Raw genomic sequence first — 18,475 nt, forward strand, 5'->3', positions numbered from 1 at the left:
TTATTAATAGACAAATAGAGGAAAAAATGAAGAAAACAGAGATTATCAATAATGAATTAACACTTATTATGGATGATAAAAATGAGCATAAAACAATCAAATCTTGGATATATAAAACATTAAAAAACAATATTATCGAATTAGTTATTAAACCTAATCAAAAGATTTCTGAGTTTTATTTAAGCCAACAATTTAAAGTTTCAAGAATACCAATTCGTGAAGTACTTACTATTTTAGAGAATGAAGGTTTGGTGGAAGTATTACCGCAAAAGGGTACATTTGTTAAAAAGATATCTTTACAAGAAATTCACAGTGGTATATTTTTTAGAAAAGCAATTGAAGCTGAAGTACTATTTGAAATTGTTGAGTCTACTCAAAACTATGATTTAAGTTACATTTATCATACTTTAGAGTTAATGAAAAAATATGATTGAGAAAAAAATAATGATCCTAAAAAGTTTCATTATTTAGATAATGAGTTTCATCGACAAATATTTAAACTTGTCTATAAAGAATATCAATGAGATAAATTAGATCATTTTGTTAGTGGTCACACAAGAATAAGATTTTTAGAATTGTTTGATAAAAAAACAATTGTTAATATAATTAATCAACACGAAGAAGAGTTAGAAATAATAATTGAAAAAAATAAAGATAAAATTAGAGACTTTTTATCGCGACATACTTCAAACTTTATTGATCACTTAAATAATATAATCAAGTTAGACCCTGATATGTTTGAATAATATTTAAAATTGTAATTGCTTACAATTTTTTTTAACGCTTAATATCGCTATTAATAAATTTTCATTCTTTAATTAATTTAAAACTTATTTTAGACCAATCTCCTAATAGATAATGTTTGAAATATAGACAACTTAAACCATTTCTTAAAATATCATTATTTTTTAAGTCCATTAAAATAGAATGAACAATACTTGCTGAAAAAGCATCACCTGTACCAATTCTTTCTACGTAATTGTCAATGAAAATAGTATCTGATTTGGTCATTACATCGTTTTCTCAAAGATATCCCGTTACTCTGGATGAGTTACTGGTGATGATCTCTCTTTTAGTAGAATATATTTTTTCTATATTTGGGTATTTTTTTGTGATAACTTGATAACCTTTAACTAATGATTCATCATAATTCGAATCTGAGTCTAATAATTTTAGAATATAAACTAAATCTTTAATCCCCATTGATATGTAGGTTGACAAAGGTAAAATCTCTAAATAAGTTTTTCTCGCCTCCTCATAATTTCATAATTTAGACCTATAGTTAAAATCAAAAAATATTTTTTTATTTTTTTTACTAAAAGTCTTTACTAACTTAATAAGTGATAACCTAGTATTTATGTTTGTGGCAAAAGATATTCCTGATATATAAATACAATCAAATGTATTCGATAAATCTTCAATTTGATTATTTGTTAGAAGTCATTCTGTAAAACAGCTACTAGAACGATTATAAATTATCTCATCGTTAAAAGGCCCTAAACCTTTTTTAACATAGTAAGTTCCTAAAGGTTTGTAATTATCTAAACTTATATTTTTAGTAATAACATTATTTGTTTTCAAAAAATTTAAAATACTTGCCCCAATAAAATCGTTAGAGAGTTTAGTTAAAAATGTAACCTCGTTTCCTCATATCCCTAAATAATTGGCTACATTAAATTCAGCCCCTCCAAAGTTGATTGTTACAAGTTCATTGTTAGAAAACTCTTTATTCGGTAATGAAGTTAATCTTAACAATGTTTCTCCAACAACTAAGATTCTCATTTGTTTACTTTCTCTATGTATTTTCTGGCGAGGGCTATTGTTCCTTTATAATCATCATTATCTTCAATTAAATTAGATAAATGATTTCCTATACCACAAGCAAACGCACCGCCATTTAATCAAAATATAAAATTATCTAAATCAACTCCACCCGTAGGCATTACTTCGATATCGGGCAAAGGACCTTTTAAAGTATTTATAAAATTCTTTTCAAAGTTATTGGCAGGAAATAATTTTATAAGATCCCAACCTTGTTTATTTATAGTTGTTATTTCATTAATAGTCATTGCTCCAGGGATATATAATAAATTTTTTTCCAAACAAAAGTTAGATATATCAATACTAAAATTTGGTGAAACGATAAAATCGCATTGATATTTATAAGCTAGTTTGGCCTGATTGATATTCATAACTGTGCCAGCACCAATTATACAATTATAAGTTTTTTTAATTTTATCAACTTCTTGTAATACTTTTTCTACATCTGGAATTGTGAAGGTTATTTCAATAAATTTAAATCCACCTTCTAAACATGCTTTGATGGTAAGCAAAGCTTTATCGATTGAACTAGTTCTTATAACTGCTACAAGTTTTTCTTTTTGTAATATTTCTTTAATATTTTTCATATAATTTACCTCCATAAAAACTATACTCTTTTAAAAACTAGTATACAAGATTAATTTATTTTTATTTTTCCCTTTAAATAATATATTTTATGTGTTTTAATAAATACGACTTATATACAAGTTAGAAAGGAGTAAATATATGAATTTATTATTTTTTGCAGATTATGGTTCAGTTGGAGATGGATTCTTAGGTTTTTTTAAAGGATTCTTTGGTTATCCCGCGATTTTAATAGGTATATTTGCTTTGGTAGGTTCTTTGATACAAAGAAAGAAATCATCAGAAGTATTGATATCTACCTTAAAAACGATTATTGGATTCTTGATTATTTCAGGTGGAGCTGGAGTATTATCGACAACTTTAGGTAATCTTACAAGTGTTATCAAAAATGGATTTAAGTTAGGTTCTGAAAGCGGAATGGATTTTATAATTCCTTCCAATGAAGCCGCTATGGCTTGAATGACCGCAAATATTCCTGATATTATGACGTCAGCTTCCATTATTTTAATATTAGCTATGATATGCAACATTATTTTAGCTAAGTTATCTAATTTAAAATATATCTATTTAACTGGTCATGTAGCATTTTATACATCTTTGGCACTTTCAATCGCCATGTGAATGGCTGGATTAAAACCAATGCAAAATATTCAAGATACTGTAATAGTTCTTTTAAGTGGTTCACTATTTTTAGGATTATATATGGTTCTTAGTCCTGCTGCTAGTGCAAAATTAGCGGCTAAAATTGCAGGAAACGAAAATCTAGCCCTAGGTCATACTGGAGGTTTTGGAGTTGCTATTTCTGGAATAATGGGTATAGGCTTACTAAAATTAAGCAAAAAGCAAGTATTGGTTAGTACCGAAAACATTCGAATACCTGAAAAGTTAAAAGTACTAGCTGACAATATAGTTTCATTATCATTAACAATGATAGTTATTTATATGACAATTATGATGATTGCTCTAGGGATTTCTGGTTTAGATGCTTTTGCGAATAAATGAGATGCAGACGGAAACGCAACCAGTTGGCTTATAGGTAATGATTCTATTTCCAAAAACGTTGGTAATGCCATTGTCTATGCTTTTGTTCAATCATTAACATTCGTAGCTGGAATACAAATTATTATTTTTGGAGTAAAAATGTTTTTAGGGGAGTTAATTCCTGCTTTTAGCGGAATTGCAAACAAACTTATAAAAGGATCAAAAGCAGCGGTTGAGGTACAAGCATTTTGACCTGCTGCCCCCAATGGAGTAATATTTGGTTTTCTAGCCTCCTTTTTTGGAGGATTAGTAACGTTTGGTATATTATTAGGAGTCCATTTTAGTTTAAGAAATGGTGACAGTAATTTGGCTAGATACTTCCCAGTAGTGTTACCTGAACTATTTCCTCATTTATTTATTGGTGGAACCGCTGCTGTATTTGCTAATTACAAAGGTGGAATAAGAGGGGCTTTGATTGCACCATTTATTGTTGGTTTCATATGAGCGTGATTTCCTGTTATTTATAAAGATTTAGGGATGGTTCCGAGCGAATTAACCGATCAATTATTACCAAATGGTGAAAAAGCTGTCATGAACTCTGCTACTTTTGCGGAAGTTGATCATATCATTGCTGTAATTCCTTTCTTACTAATCAAATTAAATAAATGATTATGGCTAGGTATTTCAGTTGCACTATTTTTAGCACCGATTATTATTTCTGTAGTAAAAAATGCATTCGACAAAAATAAAACAAATAAAACCGATGTAAAAACTTTGAAAGAAGAACAAATAAAAGATATCAGTTTAAACACTAAGGACTCTAAACAGGTAGGAGAAGTAAATGGAGTATAAATATATCATTTTAATATGTTTGATTTTAGTGGCTTCAATTGTTATTGTTTTATATTGAATTTCATTCTATAAAAAACCAGCACTTTTTAAAAATAAAGCTAAGCTTGATGGTGAGTTATTAAAAATGGATAGAATTGAAAAAAGTTGAATATTTCTTTCTAATACTAATATGAAATATAAAAATAACAAATGAATATTATTTGACAATATTATCATCACCGATAATTGCGTTTATTTTATAAATGATATTTCTTCTTTTGAAAAAATCATCAGTCCGGACTTTTCTTCGAAAGAGTGACTAGTTATAAAAAAAGAAAAAGAAAATACAATACTTAATCCAATTTACGTTTATGAAAATCAAGTTAAAAAGCTTAAAAAAATTATTAATTTTGATTATGATTACAAAATATTATTAATAGTTCCAAGTAATCTTGAAGTTATTAATTATCCAAATGGGTTTTCTGTAAACTTTAATGAACTATTTATACTCAATCAAATAATTAAAGATTTTGAAAATAAAACAAAGTTTACAAAAACAATAAATATGAAAGCTAAAAAAGATTTATTAATTAGAATCCAAAATACTAACTACGAGGTTAATAAAAAGTTAGTTTTAAATATTAAATAAAGGAGGAAAATTATGAATACATATACTAATTTACAAAATAAAATTGTAGCTATAACTGGAGCTGGAGGAGTTTTATGTAGTTTTTTTGCAGAAGAATGTTTAAAACTTGGTATGAGTGTAGTTCTTATGGATATAAATGAAACCAGCATTCAAAAAGTTAAAGAAGATTTAGGTAACGATGACAAAGTTATGGCAGTACAATGTGATGTTTTAAATATCGATTCCGTAAAAGAAGCTTGTGATAAAGTTATACAGCATTTTGGTAAAATAGATATTTTAATAAATGGTGCTGGAGGAAATCATCCAAAAGCATCAACATCAAATGAATATTATGAATTGGATCAAAAATCATCGAATAGTGAAGTTGGTTTCTTTGATTTGACAACTGAAGGATTCAAATTTGTTTTTGATTTAAATTTTATGGGAACCTTCAATGTCACTCAAGTATTCGCTAAATATATGTTGAAAGAAGGGTGTTCAATTATAAACATATCATCTGCTTCATCAGAAAATTCTTTAACAAAAGTTCCTGCATACTCAGCTGCAAAGTCAGCTATAAATAATTTTACTAAATGATTAGCAGTACATTTTGCAAAGACTGGATTAAGAGTTAATGCAATGGCCCCTGGTTTCTTTCTAACAAAACAAAATGAGAAATTATTGATTGATAAAGATGGAAACTTTACTCCAAGAACTACAAAAATTTTAAGTCACACTCCAATGGAGAGGCTAGGTGTACCAAAAGATTTGATAGGAACTTTAATATATTTAATGGATAATGAAATGAGTAATTTTGTAACAGGTAAAGTTATATACGTTGATGGAGGCTTCTGTTCATATAGTGGAGTTTAAAATGAAAAACTTTGTAGATGATAATTTTTTATTAAATAATGATTTATCCATAAAACTATATAACGAGATAAAAAGTGAACCTATTCTTGATTATCACAATCATTTGAACGTAGATGAGTTAGCAAGTAACAAAAAGTTTTCTAACTTAACAGAACTTTGATTAAAATCAGATCATTATAAATGAAGACAAATGAGAACTTGCGGCGTGAGTGAAGATTTTATTACAGGAAATAAAGATGATTTTGAAAAGTTTGAAAAGTTTGTTGAGTGCTTAGAAATGATGCAAGGAAACCCTGTTTCGCAATGATGTCAATTAGAACTTAAAATTTATTTCAATATTGAGAAACCTTTAATATTAAAAAATGCCAAAGAGATTTGAGATACAGCCATCGAAAAACTTAAAGATATGAGTTGTAGAACTTTTCTAGAAAAGTCAAATGTTTACTCTATTTGTACAACAGATGATCCTATTGATAATCTTGAACAACATAATTTTTTGAAAAAGGATTGAAAAGAAGTTAAAGTGATACCTAATTTCAGACCAGATAAAGTTATTAAAATTAATGATGAAAACTTTGTTGATTATATTCGTCAGTTATCAAATGTATCAGGAAAAAATATATTTAGTTTTGACTCTCTGATGGAAGCTTTAGAAAATAGAATTGATTTCTTTCATAATATGGGAGGAAGGTCAGCTGATCACGGTTTAAGTTCTTTCAATTATGAACATTGTATTAAAAAAGAATTAAATAGCCTATTTATGAAAAGACTAGCCGGGGAGAGATTAAGTGATTTAGAATTAGCAAAGTACACCGGCAATTTGATGTATGAACTTGCAAAAATTTATTACAAAAAAAATTGAGTTATGCTCTGACATATTAACTGTGATAGAGATAATAATCCTCATTTATTAAAAGCTATTGGACATGATGTTGGTGCAGATTCTGTTGCTGAACATTTCGTTGCAAATCAGCTTAATGCTATTTTTAAAAAACTAAAACAAGATAACTTGTTAGGAAAACATCTACTCTTTTCTTTAAATAGAATGAACTGAAACGCTATTGCTACATTAGCTGGTAATTTCCAAGATAACGAGGATGAGATCAAGGGTAAAATTCAACTAGGAACTGCTTGATGATTTGCAGATACTTTCAGTGGTAATAAAGAACAAATTATAACTTTCGCAGAGTTGCAAAGTTTAGGAGTTAATGTTGGTATGTTAACTGACTCAAGAGCTTACTCTTCTTTTGCTAGACATGATTACTATAGAAGATTATTATGTGATATTGTTGGAGAATGAGCTGAAAAAGGTATGTGTGTTAATGATTGAGATATTTTAGTTAAACTTTTAAAAAATATATCTTTTAAAAATGCGCAAGCTTATTTTGGTTACTAATATGCAAAAAATGGAGATTGTATGTCTAACATTAAAAGATGCTCTTAACATTCAACAATCTGATGCTGAAAGAATAATTTTAGTAGGTGATATTAAAGAGGGTGGCTTGACACCCGAATATAACTTTATCAAAGAAGTTTCAAGAACTATCAAAAAAGAAGTTAGAGTTTTAATTAGAAGAAATAAAATCGACTTCAAGGCCACTAATATTGAATTTGAATTAATGAAGAAGGACGTCGAGTTTTGTAAAAAGAATAATATTAAAACGATAGTATTCTCTGTGATGAATGAAAATAATTGTATTGATTGAAATCGTAATCTCGAGTTATTAGAAATAGCTAAACCAATGCAAGTAATTTTTGGTAAAGGTATAGATTATTCAACCAAAGTCTTGGAAGATTTAAAAAAAGTAGAGAAGATTGGTTTTAAAGGTGTTTTAATGCAAGGTGGCTTAAAAGGTTTTACTAACTATTTAGATGCATTAAAACAAGTGGGTTCATCTATAAATTCTCATGCTAACTTTGAATTAATATTAGCAGGTGGAATTGGTATTGAAAATATAAAAGATGCTAAATCTTTAGGTTTTAATTGATTCCATATTGGAAATCTAGTTAGAGAAAATAATTCTTATGAAAACGATATTGATATTAATAAAATAAATTTATTGAAACAAAAAATAGATAGAGAGAGTGAAAATAATGAAACTGTCATTTAGATGATATGGTCCTAAAAAAGACCCTATAAAAATAGAATATATTAGACAAATACCTAATGTTGCTTCTGTTGTAACTCAATTATATGAATACGTTCCAGGAGAAGCTTGGGATTTAGAAAACATACTAAAAATGAAAAAACTTATTGAAGATAATGGTTTAAAAATGGAAGTAATTGAATCAGTTCCTGTCCACGAAGATATAAAATTAGGAAGACCAACAAGAGATAAGTATATAAAAAATTATTGTATAACTTTGGAAAATTTAGCAAAAGCAGGGGTTAAAGTAGTTTGTTATAACTTTATGCCTGCATTCGATTGAGTAAGAACTGAATTGTATAAAGAAATGGAAGACGGCTCATTTTGTGAAGCATACGACCAATCTATAATTGATAAATTAGATGCTGAAGCTGCTATAAAAAAATTCAAAGAGCTTCCAGCTTGAACTTTAAGTTTTCCAGATGAAGAAATTGCTGAAGTAATAGATACATATAAAAATATGAGTAACGAAACATTATGAGAGAACATTGCTTACTTTATTAATGGGGTAATTCCTACTTGTGATGAGTTTGGCATAAAAATGGCGATTCATCCAGATGATCCTGCCTGACCAATATTTGGAATTCCTAGATTAATGATAAACGAAGATAATATTGAAAGATTTATTAATATTAATTCTTCAATTAATCATGGTTTAACATTATGCGTAGGTTCACTGTCGACAAACCTAGAAAATGATATGGTTAGAATAATTAATAGGTTTCACAAAAGAATTCATTTTACACATATTAGAAATATAAGATACGACACTGGTCATAGCTTTCATGAAATAGCTCATGCAGACGCAAATGGTGTTTTGGACTTGAAAAAAATAGTAGAAGCATATTATTTAAACGGCTATGAGGGGTATGCTAGACCAGACCACGGTAGAATGATTTGAGGAGAAGAACAAAAACCAAATAATCCAGGATACGGTTTATATGATCGTGCATTGGGGCTAAGTTATATAAACGGTCTATGAGATGCTTTCAAAACAAATAAATAAATATTTTTAAACTCTTGATAATAACTATAATTCTCTGAGTAAACATTATGTCAAAAAAACATAAAATTATACAAAGAGAATTTTTTTTATGGCAAATTTAATGAAAAGCAAATCAAACACTCCAAATTATGACATTGAAATAATTTAATGATCAAGTATTTTGTTCAAATTTATCTTATAAAGATAAGTTAAAAAGATTCATTATTTCATATTCAACAATTAGAAGAATGTGTGTGGTTTAAGAATTTTTTGGGATGATTAACTTACTTCAAAAACAAGAAAACATAATAAGTACAATGGAAAAATTACAAATAATTTAAAAGGTTCAAAAAAATAAAATAATTGCAAAACTTAACAAAAAAAATTAAGTTAATTTAAAAAGAGAATAAATTTTTTAAAAAGTTCAATGAACTAATGGATGCTTCAAAAAAATACAAGACTATAAATGAATATATTAACAAATACAGCGCTCTTTCTTTATGCAAATTATTCGATATCACAAGATCGGGTTATTATTGTTGATGTAGTAAAAATAAACTAGTTTATAAAACAAAAATAGATATGAACCTAGCATATAAAATAAAAAAATATTTTCGTATTTAAAAAAATGAACTTTGAGTTACAGATATTACATATGTATATTCCATCAAAAAAATGTATATTTAATTGTTTTGAAAGACGAAAACACTGGATTTATATTAGGTCATAAGGTATTTTTAAAAAATGATATAGATATAAACAGAAAACATTTGAGAAAGCTCGTTTCATAGACACGATCTATCTAAAAAACTTATTATCCATTCTGATAACGGAAATCAATATACATCTATATTTGCAAAGCGTTATGCTAAAAAAATAATATTATAAAATCATTATCTATACCATGTAATTCTATTGATAATGGAATGTGTGAAACCTTTTTATCATTGAAAGAAGAGTAAAAAAAACTAAAGCAAAACGAGTTTTTCAAAATTAAAATAGCAATTAACAATTATATAGAGTTTTACAATTATGAAAGGATAATGGTCAAACTCAAGAGCCCTCCAGCATATGCTTATTTAGATTTCAATTTATGAAAAAAAAATTCAAACTTTGTTGAAGTATCTTTATAAAAAACATTTTGTATACTCGACAAAATATATTTATAATTATTTTAGAGAGCGAAGTTATAAAATGAATAAATTGAATTTTAAATTGTTTAGTTTTAACTATAAAAATGTTATAAAAAACAAAATGCTATTATCAATTACAATAACTTTTTTGATAATATCTACTTTGTTAGAGATAGCTTCATTTTATAATTATTATTTTAGTTCAAATATTTATATAGACAATATGAATGATCTTTTTAACAAAATATTCTTTTTTAAAAAAATATTTGACATGCTAATGCTTTCAATAATTGTTATTTATTTAACAACAATATGTTTTTATATCGATAAAAAACAAGGCAGATTAAATCTTGAATTAAAAGGTGGGATAAGCTTATTTCAAACATATCTTCAAAGAATAGTTATAATAACATCATTTATATTAACTATAATATTATTTTTACTAGCAATGCAATCGCTATTCACATTAACAATTAATGATTATTTTGTAGAAACGAGACATAAAGTTATTAACTTTATGTATTTTTACTTTCTTTTAGCAATAATGATATTTTCAATAACATTCTTTTTTATTATGATATTTAATTCAAAAGTTGTCTTAACTGTTGTTAGTATTATTTCTTGTTTGATTTCATTATCTAGTACACTTAGCTCTTTTAGATATAATGACTGTATAAATTTATATAGATATGGGTCATACACAACAACATTTCAAAAATGAACGTCTTTTAATAATGAATTAAAATCAGACAAAACTTTTTTTGATTTTTTACCAAACTTTGAAAAAATATATGAAAATAGAGGTAGTTTCGACAAGTATCAATGAGCTTATGGAAATTATTGATATGTTATGAACAATTTAACTTCTGATGATAAAAAGCTCTATGGTGATAACTTTATAAATTTTATTAAAGATATGGATAAGTTATTTAATGATAATTATCATTTATTTAATAATCCAGATTCAACTGGTTTTAAATTAGAAGATAGTTTTGTATACAATTATAGAAAAAACTATGCTAGTTATAAAACATTAAATCAAAACTTAATATACAACATTATTAATAAAATTATAGGATTATCAAAAAATGAACAATATTCTAATTTTTTGAATATATTAAAAGATTACTCTAACTACTTTTTAGAATACTTAGAAAAATCACCATTGTCCATTGCATACCTTAATCAATCATTTATTTCTAGATCTGTACTTGATGGTTATTTTGATGAAACTTTTAAAAATTACAAAACAAGTGATCAATATGATTTTTACTATTTCTTGTCTTCGATAGCATATGATATTTTTAATTGACAAGATAACATTAGACAGAAGTATGAAAAAAACATAAAAATTGATTTATCGCCAGAACAAAGTTTGGTTGATGGTTTAAAAAGGAATGCAAATAGCAATCCTTTTAATCAATTAGCACAATTACAGTTTGGTAATTACTTTTCAAAAAACAGTTTATATTATTACAATAGTTTGTCGGGAGGAGTATTTTATAATACTTTTGAATCACCAACTATTCCTTTAGAGTTCAAATATTTTAAAAATAGGGATGAAAATGACCATCCAATTAAATTAGATGATCTTGAAGAAGTAAATGTAAGCTTTTCAAGTTATTTTGCCTTATATTTTTCTTACTTATCTATTTTTATTTTAATTGGAGGTCTATCTTACTTAAGATATAGAAAAGTAGCACTTGATTAATAATAGGGTAGTAAAAAATCTAAAAATATGATAATAATATCTATTTTTGAAAATAATTTATAACTCGATACGTCACAAAATAAAATTAGCCAATAAATTATTTTTATACATATTCTGTCAAGTATAAAATATGTTTTTTTAAAAAATAATAATAAACTTAAGTGTATACATGAGACAAAAAAGTAATGTTTTACAATAAATATTTGAAAAAGTTTAAAAATTGATTTACATAAGCTAGGGACAGATGTTTACTATTTATACCTCGTTATTGCGATAAAAAATGTTAAATTGATTGGATAATTTTCTTATAACTGATTTGATAATAATTTGATAGCGTATAATATTTCTTTAAGCAAAAAACTTATAATTAATATGAAAATATTATAGATGTTATTATATTAATTAAATATTTACGAAGCTGACTTTGTAATCATTTAAATGGATTAAAATATTTAAATTTATCTTCTGTAGTAAAATAATTTATGAAAGGTTGTCATAATATAATATTACTTTGTAAATGTTAGAATTTAGCATTAAGCACAATGATTTGGTAAAAGCATTGAATTAATGATATATTTTTCATGTTCGCAGAATACTAAAATTAATTTAAATATTCAACATAAAAAAGAATTCAAACTTCATAAGGCACTTTTGGAATATTTGCAGATTCTTGTTTTGAAATGTATAGTTTATTTTTATTGATAAAAACATTAGTTAATTTTTGTTTTCTGGTTTCTAATTTTAGAAGTATATATTTTTAAAAGAGTATTTATGAATCGAACTAGTTTTATGAATTATTTAATTAGAAAAAAATTAAGGATACTCTAATAGAATATGAAAATTTTGAAGATTTTTTTTTCTAAATAAATTGGGACTTGAAGATTACTCGATAAACATAAATTTACTTTTATTTAATAAGTTAGGATTAAAAAGTACCTGAAATATATTTTTAGAGAAATTGAAAACTAATAGTAAAAATAAAAATGATCTTTTAAATTATAATAATTTATCATACTTATATGAATATGGTTTAGCATATATAAACAAATCATATAAAAAAGATTTAGGTAAATATTATACTCCGGAAGATGTTGCGAGGTTTATGGGCGAATTTTTATAAAAAAATTACGATAAAGAAGACTTAATAGATGTTGCTTGCGGAGCGGGTAATCTTATTATTAAAACTCTAGAGTTATTATAAGAAAATAAAGGTATGCTTTTTGTAAAAAAACTTAGTTTCAAATAAAAAAAATTGAATCGATGATAAAGTAAATATAATTCAAGTCTTTTATTATTACCCTATAATAAAGCAATAATTTTTGATATAGAATCAGAAAAGTTTTTTTTGCTTTTTTTGACTTGGATCGGGCTTTTTTGTTATAAGTGATTTTAAAGACATTACTATAAAAAAATATTATTTAAGAATTTCAAATTTATAATTGTTTTTTTGTAAAAGTCTTATTGATTTTTTGCTTTGAGAAGTTTTTTAATTTATGAGTAACTATCTTTATCTCTTCAAACTAATTTCTAAAAATGTTTAATATTAAAGTCAATATAAGTCTTTTAAAAAAATTAAAGATCTCATTTTTAAGACTTTGTTAAATATTATCGATGGTGTTTTCAAAGGTTTTTAATAATAAAAGCCTTTGCGTCCTTTTTTGATAATTGCTTAACTTTCTTTTTATGAGCCTAATGACTCATCCAAATTGACGTGCAGTATTTCTTTTTTTTCTTTTTCTTTTCTTTGTTTAGAGGTAGAACCCAAAATAACATTAGTTTTTATTGTTTGAAAATTTCTTTATTCATATTTTCTCCAATTATTTATTATAATTATGGAAATAATTTTTTATTGATTACTTGGTATAGAATCACTTATTATTTCTGAAAATTTTTTTCTAAGTTTTTACTTAACTTGAAAAAGTGAAATAATATTTTAAAATAAAAATAATAATAAAGGAAGGAAATATAAAAAAATATGAAAAAAATATTAAGTTTATTAGGAGCAATGGGAGTAGTTGTATCAGCTTCACCTGTTGCAATATCTTGTTCAAATAAATCGGTAGAAAAAAAACAAGCAACAGAATTAAGTTACATTGAAGGTAAAAAAGACTCCGATTTTATTAGTTTGTTAAAATCTAATAGTAAGTTACATTTATCTAATGGGGGAAACGATGATACATATAGGAAATTTAAGTTAAGTGCAGACGAAAAAAGCCTAGGTGATGATTACGGTGATACCAAAAATAAATTATTCGAGTTTGGTTTGGGCGAATCATTTTCTTTAGAAGGTACTGCAATGACTGATTTTGATGAACATGCACCTCTGTTTGAGCAAACAAAAAATTTAAAAGAAATTAACTATGATGAGAATTATGAAACTTTTGATGAGCTTAACACTTTTACAATTAAAGGTAATAAGGGTGATACTGAATTCAAACTAAATTACTTTTTTATAAAAGTAAAACATAATAAAGAAAAAGGAACACTTGAATTAATAAGTGTCGAAAACTTATATTTTAAAACAATCAAAATAAGTTAGTTGATTGAAATGCATAAAAAAATAAAATAAATATAACTAAATATAATCCTCTGCTTATAGAATTAGAGTAAAAGATCTCTAATATAATCTATAAATAGAGGATTTTTATATGAAAAATTTAATAAAAAAATACTTTTGTTAAACTTTATACTGAAACTATAAATAGTAAAAAACAATGTATAAACTAGTAACCTTTAAAGAATTAAATAACAAATAGATTATATGGTAGTATAACAGTAGAAATTTAGTATCAGGTCACAAAAAAAGAAAGTTCATATACGATAATATTTAAATAAGAATTTGTCAAATTTAAGACGTGCATGAATAAAAAAAATAATCTTAAAGGTTATTATTTTAAGAAATGCTTTTATGAGTAAAAATATCAAGTTCTTAAAAACGGAATTATAATTATAAACCACACAAAAATAATAAAAATTTCAAAACTGTTGAGTTTGCTAAATAACTTTCCTTTCAATATACACTAGAGAATATATTTTTATATTTTAAAATAAACATTTTTTTATATAATAGTTTCCAATATATTTTTCTAAGTATACATTATGTTAAAAAAACATAAAATTATACAAATAAAATTTTTTCATGTGGTAAATTCGAAAGAATTCAAATCAAATATTTTTAATATGGATAATAAATAATATTTGATAATCAAGTTTTTGATCAAAATTATCATATAAAAATCTATCAAAATGTACTACATTTTATATTCAACAGTTTGGATAATATTTGTAGATTGAGAAGCTTTTGGTTATGAGTTATTTTTTCCAAAAACCAGAGAACACAATAAGCACAACATAAAGATTAAAAGCAATTTAAATAATAAAAAAATTTGCATAATACAACATAAAATTGTATTCATTAGAAATGGAGAATAAGGTTTTTAATAAGTTAATGAACTGATTGAGCATTCTGAAATAATAAAAAGTATTACAAGACTATATATAAATATAATAACGAATGATGAATCTAACTCTAAGCTAAGAAAAAAATTTAAAGAATATATAAGTGCTCTTATTAATAAAATTGTAAGATTACTGAGCCTATTAATTACAAGTGAGAATTAATAATTAGTAGTAAATAATCTTGTATTTATTAATTCTAGATGTGTAGTCAATCAAATGTGAATACTTTTAAAAGATTAGGTTATATTCGAAAGGGCTATGAGCAACTGTTGTCAAGCTTTCAACAAAAATACCCATATATTCATGATTTTTTTTTGATATCTCTCACCCAAAATGATATTAAGTTTAATAAAACACTAAAAATGTTACGAAACTTATGATTGACATTGTCCTTGTAAACTTATATAATCATTTTTGGAGAATTTATATGAAAAAGAAAATAATAAGAAGTAGATATTTATTACCAATAACATTAAGCGGTGTATTAACAATACCATTATTTTCTAGTGTCTCTTTAATCAAACAATATATGGATTCAAATAACAATAAAAACTTAAACTCTTTAAGTAATTTGTTAGATTTTAAAGATATTCCGTTGGAACCAAGTTACCGTTCTAGTTTAGAAAGTCTTGCTGAAAGCTCAAATAAATATTCAGCAGCTTATGACTGAAATTACAAAGTTATTTTAAATAATAATATGATAAAAGTCATAGATGGTGATATGAATTTTTTAAATGCTGATTTTAAAGCTAAAAAACCAATTACAGTAAAAAGTGAACTAACTGATGCTATTTATCTTGGTTTACAAGTAATGGGGCACAATGCTCCTGCAGCTTCTGAATTAAATGAGATTGGTAGATACGAAATTAGTAACTTTCATGCTTTAGAGAAAAAAGGGTATAGTGTTTACTTGAATAAAGTTGACAATAATGAATTACTAGAGATTTTAAATATAGATCAAGAAAAAACTTACGAGTATGAAGGTAAAACTTACTTTAAATTAGATAATTTAAATGAAACAGATAACATCTATTTCAAATCTAACTCAAATGTTGTTAATAAAGAAACAATTGAAAAATGAAATGGTCAAGTAGTTCCAATAAATTTAATTGCTGTTAATGAAGAAGAACCTAAAGATGTATTAACTGTTTATGATCCTAATTACCATCGAAAAACAGTCAATATTTCTATTTTAAATCATATTTCAAATGAGTTTATTCAATATAAACTATGAGATTGAAATCAATATAATTCAAACGAAGAAAATTTACAATGTTACATCGCAAATAACCTTATAAAAATTTATATAGAAATAGCCTTAAGTTATATTAACTTTATTGATCCTAAATCAAACATGTATAACGTTAAAGCACCTCCTTTAGAAGGAATTCAAAATGTATTCTCTCACAAAGAAGGTGGAGGTGGAGGAGCTACTCCTGGTTCATTGTTATATTACGCTTACAAATATAATTCATACTATGACTTAAGAATATTTTTATTTAAATATGACGACGCTGATTCACGTTATATTTATATAAGTTATGATCAAAATAATTGAATTGAATTTGAAAAAGACATTAATGGAAAAGACCCAGTAATTGTTGACGAAATAAAAAATACAAATAATAATATTGAAAATAGAACAAAACTATCATTTAATCCTTGAGTAGAGCTTAATCAACAAATAAAAGATTTTGTTAAAAAAACTTGAAATCTTTTATTATTTGCTATGGAAAAAATGAGTTAGAGGTACTTATGATTAAAATAAATAATTTAACAAAGAGATATAATAAAGATAAAATCGTTTTAGAAAACATCAATTTAGAAATTCCAAATGGTGAAAGCATTGGTATTTTAGGTGCTAACGGAAGCGGAAAATCTACACTTGTTGAAATAATCGCTGGTATAAACGAGCAAACAAGTGGTGAAGTTCTCTTTTTGAACCAAAATAATGAAACTGACAAGGAATTAAAAGAAAGCATTGGTATCCAATTTCAAAAAGGAGATTGACCATTTAATACAAGGGCTGTCGACCTTTTAAATCTTTTAGTTGGAAAAAAATGATCAAGTAGTGAATACATCAATGAATTGATAGATATTTTTGAAGTAAAAAGCATCATTAACAAAAGATTAAATGAATGTTCAGGTGGTGAACAACAAAGATTCAACTCTTTGTTATCTATTATAAAAAAACCAAGAATATTAATTTTAGATGAGTTAATCACTGGTTTAGATTTAAAAATGCAAATGAAACTAATTAATTTTTTTGACGAGCTTAAAAAGAAAGAAGACATCACTTTAATAATAATTTCACATATTCCAGAAGAAATTGAACAAATTTGCAAACGCGTAATTGTTTTAAATGAAGGAAAAATTTATAAAGACGCTAAAGTAGTTGACATCGTAAAAGAACATGGTTCAGTTCGTTTGTTTTTAAATAAATACTTTAAGGAAATTAACAATGAAATACAATAATTTTTTTACTAAAAGTAATTTAACAAATTTTAAAAAAATGTTATCAGTTACTTTTTCATTAAGTATTAGAAATGAAAGAGCATGAGTTATTATAAATTTATCTTCAATCATTTTAGTTTTTGTGTTTGCTTATGCATATTCAACATATTCAAAAACATACGAACTTTTACCACCACAATTAGCAAGCTTTTTATTAATTCCAGCCTTTATAACAGGTGCTTATTTTGCAATTTTCTTATCAAACCTGAAAGACACTTCTATTTTAAAAAGAATTAAGTTTGTTGGAATAAAAAGATCTTCTATAATATTTTCTTTCATTATCTGCGCTAGCTTTTTCACTCTAGTTAGTTCATTGTTATCAATTCTTTGATTGTTTATAATGTCAAAATTTCAATTACAAATAAACTTTGTTTATATGAGTAACTTATTATGATGAAACTGACTTTGATACTTAATAGTTCTAGTTTTTATAGAAATTGCAATTTTGTGTTTAAGTGTAATCGTAATGGATTTACTTAAAGGAAAATTGATAAGAACTTCAGTTCCATTAGTTGTTATATTAATATCATTAATAATGTCGGATGTAGCAATACCCTCACTAATTGGAGGAAAAAATTGATTTTTAAATTATTTTGGTTATCTATGCATAACTAAATATATGGTTTGAATATTATTAATCACATCATCATTCAGCTTTATAGATTTTGGTGGAATAGAACAAGTAGTGCAGTCTAAAAAAAGTTTCATGTTCTTGAATAATTTGTATGCATTAATAACGATATCAATAATTGTGTTAGGGTTATTGATATATTTATCAATAAGATTCTTTAAATGAAAGTAGGTATG

15 protein-coding genes are annotated in these 18,475 nt (G+C 25.2%); 13 read left to right on the forward strand and 2 right to left on the reverse strand.

The window, feature by feature from the left end; all coding sequences use genetic code 4:
* Positions 1-26: 26 nt before the first annotated feature.
* On the forward strand, positions 27-746 hold the full coding sequence (locus SAPIS_RS02260; RefSeq protein WP_023789221.1) for a GntR family transcriptional regulator: 720 nt from the start codon (positions 27-29) through the stop codon (positions 744-746).
* Between the two features lie 31 nt (positions 747-777).
* Here the strand turns inward: SAPIS_RS02260 and SAPIS_RS02265 are convergent, their stop codons facing one another.
* Positions 778-1,782, reverse strand: a complete 1,005-nt coding sequence (locus SAPIS_RS02265; RefSeq protein ID WP_023789223.1) for a PfkB family carbohydrate kinase — start codon at positions 1,780-1,782, stop codon at positions 778-780.
* A complete protein-coding gene (locus tag SAPIS_RS02270; protein WP_023789224.1) occupies positions 1,770-2,408 on the reverse strand; it encodes a bifunctional 4-hydroxy-2-oxoglutarate aldolase/2-dehydro-3-deoxy-phosphogluconate aldolase in 639 nt (212 codons plus the stop codon). Before SAPIS_RS02270 ends, SAPIS_RS02265 begins: the two co-directional genes overlap by 13 nt.
* 139 nt (positions 2,409-2,547) lie before the next feature.
* Between SAPIS_RS02270 and SAPIS_RS02275 the strand changes: the two genes are divergently transcribed.
* The 12 genes from SAPIS_RS02275 (at position 2,548) to SAPIS_RS02330 (ending at position 18,470) form a co-directional block, all read left to right on the forward strand.
* Positions 2,548-4,239, forward strand: coding sequence for a PTS transporter subunit IIC (locus SAPIS_RS02275; protein ID WP_023789225.1), 1,692 nt, complete (start codon positions 2,548-2,550; stop codon positions 4,237-4,239).
* Complete coding sequence (locus SAPIS_RS02280; protein ID WP_023789226.1) at positions 4,229-4,867, forward strand: hypothetical protein; 639 nt, start codon at positions 4,229-4,231, stop codon at positions 4,865-4,867. The genes SAPIS_RS02275 and SAPIS_RS02280 overlap by 11 nt, the downstream gene beginning before the upstream one ends.
* Positions 4,868-4,876: 9 nt before the next feature.
* Complete coding sequence (locus tag SAPIS_RS02285; RefSeq protein ID WP_041612584.1) at positions 4,877-5,719, forward strand: SDR family oxidoreductase; 843 nt, start codon at positions 4,877-4,879, stop codon at positions 5,717-5,719.
* Between the two features lies 1 nt (position 5,720).
* A complete protein-coding gene (uxaC, locus tag SAPIS_RS02290; protein WP_023789228.1) occupies positions 5,721-7,115 on the forward strand; it encodes a glucuronate isomerase in 1,395 nt (464 codons plus the stop codon).
* A 1-nt stretch (position 7,116) separates the two neighbouring features.
* Positions 7,117-7,830, forward strand: coding sequence for a copper homeostasis protein CutC (locus SAPIS_RS02295; protein WP_166484597.1), 714 nt, complete (start codon positions 7,117-7,119; stop codon positions 7,828-7,830).
* On the forward strand, positions 7,814-8,872 hold the full coding sequence (uxuA, locus tag SAPIS_RS02300; RefSeq protein ID WP_023789230.1) for a mannonate dehydratase: 1,059 nt from the start codon (positions 7,814-7,816) through the stop codon (positions 8,870-8,872). Before SAPIS_RS02295 ends, uxuA begins: the two co-directional genes overlap by 17 nt.
* A gap of 977 nt (positions 8,873-9,849) precedes the next feature.
* Positions 9,850-9,984 carry an IS3 family transposase gene (locus SAPIS_RS05595; protein ID WP_407636228.1) on the forward strand — a complete coding sequence of 45 codons (135 nt, stop codon included), beginning with the start codon at positions 9,850-9,852 and terminating at the stop codon, positions 9,982-9,984.
* Positions 9,985-10,045: 61 nt separating this feature from the next.
* Positions 10,046-11,695: a chemosensory receptor gene (locus SAPIS_RS02305; RefSeq protein ID WP_023789231.1), complete on the forward strand. Its 1,650-nt coding sequence runs from the start codon at positions 10,046-10,048 to the stop codon at positions 11,693-11,695.
* A 1,975-nt stretch (positions 11,696-13,670) separates the two neighbouring features.
* A complete protein-coding gene (locus tag SAPIS_RS02315) occupies positions 13,671-14,234 on the forward strand; it encodes a lipoprotein (RefSeq protein WP_023789233.1) in 564 nt (187 codons plus the stop codon).
* Positions 14,235-15,581: 1,347 nt separating this feature from the next.
* Positions 15,582-16,901: a hypothetical protein gene (locus tag SAPIS_RS02320; RefSeq protein WP_023789234.1), complete on the forward strand. Its 1,320-nt coding sequence runs from the start codon at positions 15,582-15,584 to the stop codon at positions 16,899-16,901.
* A gap of 8 nt (positions 16,902-16,909) precedes the next feature.
* Positions 16,910-17,629: an ATP-binding cassette domain-containing protein gene (locus SAPIS_RS02325; protein ID WP_023789235.1), complete on the forward strand. Its 720-nt coding sequence runs from the start codon at positions 16,910-16,912 to the stop codon at positions 17,627-17,629.
* On the forward strand, positions 17,616-18,470 hold the full coding sequence (locus tag SAPIS_RS02330; protein WP_023789237.1) for a hypothetical protein: 855 nt from the start codon (positions 17,616-17,618) through the stop codon (positions 18,468-18,470). Before SAPIS_RS02325 ends, SAPIS_RS02330 begins: the two co-directional genes overlap by 14 nt.
* Positions 18,471-18,475: the final 5 nt, after the last annotated feature.

Origin of the sequence: Spiroplasma apis B31 (assembly GCF_000500935.1) — a bacterium.
GTDB lineage: Bacteria > Bacillota_I > Bacilli_A > Mycoplasmatales > Mycoplasmataceae > Spiroplasma_A > Spiroplasma_A apis.